Raw genomic sequence first — 1,399 nt, 5'->3', positions numbered from 1 at the left:
GGCTCTTTTGAAAACGGAGTGGGTGATGGCTCTCAGCGGGCATGCGAGTTGAAGGCGGAGAAGTCGAGTTTTCCAGCGATAAGAAACAGCACCGTTCGCATGGTTTCGAAGCGCGTGTAGCCGCGCGCTTTGCGCTTGGCAGCCTGAAACAAGCCGTTGATGGCTTCGATGAAGCCGTTGGTCTGTCGAGTCTGGGTCCACGCAACGATGCCGTCGAAGTGACGACGAATCAATCGCGCAACCTCCTTCATCGGTTCGACTTTCGAGCGCATAACGTTGGTGCACCACTGCTGCAACATCTCACAGACGACATGAATTTGCTTGCGTTCGAGAATCTCGCGCAATTGCTCGCGATACAACCAGGCGCGGGCCGTTCGCTTAGTGGTGTACTTCCTGAGCAGCGCCTCGAGGTCGGTCAATTGCGCAAGGTTCAGTTTGTTGGCGTCCTTGAGCAGCGTCCAGCGCATCCCTTTAAGCTCCGGGTCGGCTTTCTGTTGTTGGCGACGCACCGTATCAAGTGCCTTGGACGCATGGGCGACGATGTGAAATTTATCGAACGTCACTCGCGCATTGGGCAGATGTTCGCCCACGCCTTTGATGAACGCGGGCGACATGTCGATGCTCACGGAGCTGACTTGCTCCGGCGTGCCATGGTGCTGGCTAAGGTAGGCAGTAAAGCTCTCAATCGTCTTCGCGTCACGGCCGGGCGTGACGAACACGATGCGCCGAGCCTGCATATCGGCGACCAACGTCAGATACTCGTGGCCTCGCCGGTACGAGGTCTCGTCAATGGCGACCGAACTCACGTCCGACAGGTTTGCCGACGCCAGCGCGAGTTCCACATAGCGCGAACAGATGGCATGCACTCGATGCCACGACAGATTGACGATGCGCGCCACAGCGGCAAACGGCATCTGCTGCGCCAGCATCAGCACCAGCGCTTCGAACAGCAACGTGAAACCGGCGAGTTGGCCGACCCATTCCGGCTCGACCAGCCGTACCGAGCCATCGGGCAAGCGCACTCGCGGCACCCGCACTTCCAGATAGCACTCGTGCTGGAAGAAATTCAGGTGGCGCAGCCGCTTGATTTGCGTGTCATGCACCGGGTATTCGCCGGCGAGCCCGGGGTAGGCGAAGCGACTTCCAGCGACAAAGTCCACAGCAATCGTCAGCTGCCGTTTGGCCGTATCAAAGTCGACACCTTGGACGTACCACGGAGCCTTAATTCCCAAGGCCGCTTCAAAGAGTTGATTCGTCATTGTTCGCTTTGTCTTGAATGGCTGATTGCCGCATTCTGCCGCAACCAGCCATGCCCCAGCCTATCGATTCAAGGCGCCTCTGCGCTGGGCTCACGCCCGCCCTTGACCGCGAAACCACCCACTCGGAATTCAAAAGAGGC

The 1,399-nt window shown here is 58.5% G+C and carries 1 protein-coding gene; it reads right to left on the bottom strand.

The genetic code is table 11. The features are described from left to right. Positions 1 to 32: 32 nt before the first annotated feature. Entirely contained in the window at positions 33 to 1,259 is a 1,227-nt protein-coding gene (locus AWB74_RS44535) for an ISL3 family transposase (RefSeq protein WP_061152798.1), read from the bottom strand. Positions 1,260 to 1,399 lie beyond the last annotated feature (140 nt).

Source organism: Caballeronia arvi (assembly GCF_001544695.2).
Lineage (GTDB): Bacteria > Pseudomonadota > Gammaproteobacteria > Burkholderiales > Burkholderiaceae > Caballeronia > Caballeronia arvi.
The sequence above is the reverse complement of the archived record's forward strand: the minus strand, read 5'-3'. Positions and strand labels throughout refer to the sequence as shown.